Here is a 4,051-nt window from a genome sequence, read left to right as displayed (position 1 = left end):
CCCCCTGGGCCGCCGAGCGGGCCCGGCTGCACGCGGCGCTGGGACCCCAGGGGGGGGGCGGCCACTGGCGGGCCACCGGGGCGGGCCTGTGGGAGTCCACCCGCACCCTGGTCGACCGGGTGCGGGCGGGGATCGTCGGCGAACTCGCCTCCGACCGGCGGGAGGAGACCCGGGTCCGCCTCCTCCTGCTGGACGCGGCCCTGGGACAGCACGACGCGGCCTGGCTCTGCGCGTTCGACTCCGGCGACGAGGGCCCGCTGGCGGGTCTGGCCGCGGTGGCGCGCCACGCGGGCTGGTGGTGGCCCTACGAGAAGGTGGCCGTCCTCAGCGAGCGTCCGGTGGCCCTGCACCGCGACGAGGCCGGACGCCTGGACCGCGGCGACGGCCCGGCGCTCGCCTACGCGGACGGCTTCGAGCTGTACGCCTGGCGGGGGATGCCCGTGCCGCGCGACTTCCTCGACGAACTGACCACGCTGACCCCCGAGCGGATCCGCGACGAGGAGAACGCCGAACTGCGCCGCGTGATGCTGGAGCACTACGGCTACGACCGGTACCTGGAGGAGTCGGGCGCGGTCCCCGTCGGCCGCGACGAGGCGGGCGTGCTGTGGCGGGTGCGACTCGACGGCGACGAGGACGTGGTGATGGTCGAGGTGGTCAACTCCACCCCGGAACCGGACGGCACGCACCGCACGTACTGGCTGCGGGTCCCGCCGTCGACCCGCACGGCCCGGGAGGGCGTGGCCTGGACGTTCGGCCTGGGCGCGGAGGCGTACGAGCCGCTGCAGCAGACCTGACCGCGGCTAACCGGACCGGACCGGACCGCGACGGATCTGACGGTGACGGACCCGACCGCGGCAGGCCCCGGGCGTGGCGGATCCGGCCGGCGTCACCGAGCCGTCGGCGAGTCGTCCGCGCGGCGGTCGAACCGTATTCCGGCGGCGACCGGCAGGTGGTCGCTGCCGGTGGCGGGCAGGGTCCGTACGTTCGTCACGGTAGCCGAGCGGGCCATGACGTGGTCGATCCGGGACGCGGGGAACGAGGCGGGCCAGCTGAAGGCGAAGGCCCGCCCCGTGGAGTCCATCCGCGAGATGACCGGGTCCAGCCCCCGGTCGTCCACCGTGCTGTTGAGGTCGCCCAGCACCACCACCCGGTCCAGCTCCTCGGCGGCGAGGGCGGCCCCGAGCAGTCCGGCGCTCTTGTCACGCCTGCCGGAGCCGAGACCGCTCCAGCCCAGCCGGACCGAGGGCAGGTGGGCGACGTACACCGCGACGTCGCCCTCCGGCGTGCGGGCCGTGGCCCGTACCCCGCGGTTCCAGCCCGCTCCGACCCCTTCCGGTCTGATGTCCACCGGCCGTGCGTCCGTCAGCGGATGCCGCGACCACAGCCCGACCGTCCCCTCGACCGCACGGTACGGATAGGCCGCCGCCAGTTCCCTCTCGTAGGCGGGCAGCGCGGACGCGGTCAGTTCCTCCAGCGCGACGAGGTCCGGTGCGGCCCGGAGCAGGGCACGCGCGGTACCGGCGGGGTCGGAGTTCACGTCGCTGACGTTGTGCTGGACCGCCGTGAGGTCGTGCGGCCCGTGGTCCCCGGCGAGGAGGAGCCCGCCGAACTGTTGTGCCCAGACGGCGGCGGGCAGCAGCAGGGCCACCGCCGCGACGGCCGAGCGGCGCAGTACGGCCAGGACGAGCAGCAGGGGAACGGCCAGACCGACCCAGGGCAGGAACGTCTCCAGCAGGCTCCCGATGCGGCCCACCGCATTGGGCACCGCGGAGTGGAAGGCCAGCAGGGCGGCGGTCAGCAGGGCGAGCGCGGTGAGCAGTCGCCCGCGGCGTGCCCGGGCCGGGCGTGGTGCCGCGTCCTGCCCCCGGCGCGGCCGACGGATGCGCCGGAGCCACGGCTGTATCCGTATTCGCAGCCGTATCGGCCTGCGCAGGCGCGCCGCCCGTTCCATCGGTTCCATCCGTCCGACCCCACCCGTTCGCCTCACCGTCCGACCCCGGAACCGCCCCGGCTCCGGAACAGGAGCACATGACGTACCCGTGGCGACGCGCGGTGGGGGTGATCGGGTTCCGGCGCCCACGAGCGCGCGCACGACCGTGCGCGCCCGGACGCCGACAGGCCCGCCGGAGCGTGAGCTCCGACGGGCCTGTGAGCAGGTGCCCCTGGCGGTGTGCCGTCTAGAGACGACCGCCGCTGAGACGGGAGAGCGGGCCGCGCTGCCGGAGGCCGGCGCGGCGGCCCACGGCGTAGGAGCTGAGGACCACGACGGCGGTCCCCGCACCCGCAGCGGCTGCCACGACCTTCCTCGCCTTCAGGAGGGTCCAGACGAGACCGGCCTTGGCGGCGGTCTGCTGGGCAGCCGTGGTCACAGTGCCCTGCACTGCGCCGGCCGTTTCCTTGGCCTTCTGCGACGCGACTCCGCCGAGGTTCACCAGGGCTTCCTTGCTGCCACGGCCGGCGGCCCCGGCAGCGTCCCCGGCACTCCTGACCGCCTGGGTGGCGGCCTTCTGCGTCTCCTTCGCGGGCGCCTTGGCACCTTCGGTCACGGTGGTCTTCGCCGCTCGCGCATGCGCGGTGGGCGACTGTCCGTTAGTGGTTTTGTTGTTCGCTCCAGCCATGAAGTCCTTGTAACCGCGCTTGCGTTCGGCAAACGGAGGAAGTTTCCCGCGAGTTCACACAAGCTCCCCGGCAACTCCCCACCAGGGGCGCACGAGCCGTGTCCTGGGCGCCTTCAGAAGCTGATAGTATTGATCTTGAGCGCACGGCAGAACGACTCCGGTCGGTCGTCGAGTGCGTCTCGCGTCGGTGGTCCAAGGAAAGACGCCCCGCTTCCTGCGGGGAAATGCAGGTGCAAGGCCTGCCCGGCGCTCCACGAGAAGACCCCACCCGATCCTCCGGGTGGGGTCTTCTGGCGTCGGGCGGGTCGTACCGGACGCTGAACGGGCCGGCGCGCACGGGGCGGGTCCGGCCGCGGTCAGTGCTGCCGGCCGCGCAGCTTGCCCAGGAGCCGCTGGGCCTGCGCCCGGCGACGGGGATCCGCCGAGGCGCGGCGGGCCTGCTCGATGGTGCGCCGGCCCTGCGGGCTGCGGGCGAACTGCTTGATCTTGTTCACGATGCCTGCCATGGCTCTTCTCCTGTGCCGGGGACGGTGGTGCGGTCGTGCGTACACCTCCGTATACCCCGCCACGGCAGGACGACAACGGCAGGACCGCTCCTCATCCGGGCTTTCGTCCGTGCGGCCCGCTCCGCACGGCCCGGATCACGGGGCGAAGGTGTCCGTGAGGTGGACGGTGTAGCCGTCGTCCTCCATGAGCAGGACGGTCACGCCGAAGGGGGAGGGGTGGTCGAGTTCGAGCGGGGTGAAGGAGTAGTCGACGGCGGCCCGGATCGGCGGGACGAGCTCGCCGCCAGGCTGCGGTTCCGGAGCGGGCAGCCACCGGAGCCCGGCCGCGGCCGGATCGTCCGGGGAGGCGTCCAGGGGGTCGAGGGCGTAGGGGAGTCGGTGCAGCACGTGGCCGTCCCCGGTGGCGTGCACCAGGTTCAGGCACGGGGTCGGGCCGGTGGCCGCGAGCCCGCACGAGGTGGCGACCTCGCCGGTCTCCCAGGCGAGGACGACCTCGTCGGCGCCCGCCGCGGAGGCGACGTTCGAGAGCTCGACGATCGCGCTCATGGCGTCCTGGCCGCCCTCGGTGGGGCGCAGCCGGACGAGCCCCACCAGTTCGCCGCGCACCAGGGGCATGATGACCGGGCGGGGCGCCGCGCTCCGCGCCAGATCCGCGGTGTACGCGTTCTTCATCGACGCGACCAGCGCGTCCCACGTCTGCGTGTCCACGGAGTTCCTCTCACGGCAGCGGTTCACGAGCGACGCAGAGCCTGTCACGGCGGCCCGGTCCCGCGCCAACGGGGCCGGCTCCGGGCGGGGAAGTCCCCGCCCGGACGGGGAGACCGACCGGAGCCGTAAGCGAAGGTCCACGCAGCCCAGTTGCCTCCCGGCGGGACCCCACGGAACTTCGACCGAACAACCGTCCCCACGCCCGGACCACCCCCGTCG

General features: G+C 73.9%; 5 protein-coding genes. 1 reads left to right on the top strand and 4 read right to left on the bottom strand.

The genetic code is table 11. The features are described 5' to 3' along the window. On the top strand, positions 1–794 hold a 794-nt coding region (locus FGF04_RS33225; protein ID WP_149515119.1), incomplete at its 5' end, for a DUF6745 domain-containing protein. A gap of 92 nt (positions 795–886) precedes the next feature. Here the strand turns inward: FGF04_RS33225 and FGF04_RS33220 are convergent. The 4 genes from FGF04_RS33220 to FGF04_RS33210 form a co-directional block, all read right to left on the bottom strand. Continuing rightward, complete coding sequence (locus tag FGF04_RS33220) at positions 887–1,960, bottom strand: endonuclease/exonuclease/phosphatase family protein (RefSeq protein ID WP_149515110.1); 1,074 nt, start codon at positions 1,958–1,960, stop codon at positions 887–889. Positions 1,961–2,177: 217 nt separating this feature from the next. Beyond that, positions 2,178–2,618, bottom strand: a complete 441-nt coding sequence (locus FGF04_RS33215) for a hypothetical protein (protein ID WP_223146428.1) — start codon at positions 2,616–2,618, stop codon at positions 2,178–2,180. A 356-nt stretch (positions 2,619–2,974) separates the two neighbouring features. Then, positions 2,975–3,124: a hypothetical protein gene (locus FGF04_RS40365; RefSeq protein WP_188114341.1), complete on the bottom strand. Its 150-nt coding sequence runs from the start codon at positions 3,122–3,124 to the stop codon at positions 2,975–2,977. 135 nt (positions 3,125–3,259) lie between these two features. Then, a complete protein-coding gene (locus tag FGF04_RS33210; protein ID WP_149515108.1) occupies positions 3,260–3,832 on the bottom strand; it encodes a hypothetical protein in 573 nt (190 codons plus the stop codon). Positions 3,833–4,051: the final 219 nt, after the last annotated feature.

The organism is Streptomyces apricus (assembly GCF_008369065.1).
GTDB classification, from domain to species: domain Bacteria; phylum Actinomycetota; class Actinomycetes; order Streptomycetales; family Streptomycetaceae; genus Streptomyces; species Streptomyces apricus.
Note: the sequence above shows the minus strand (reverse complement) of the source record. Positions and strands in the feature narration are given on the sequence as shown.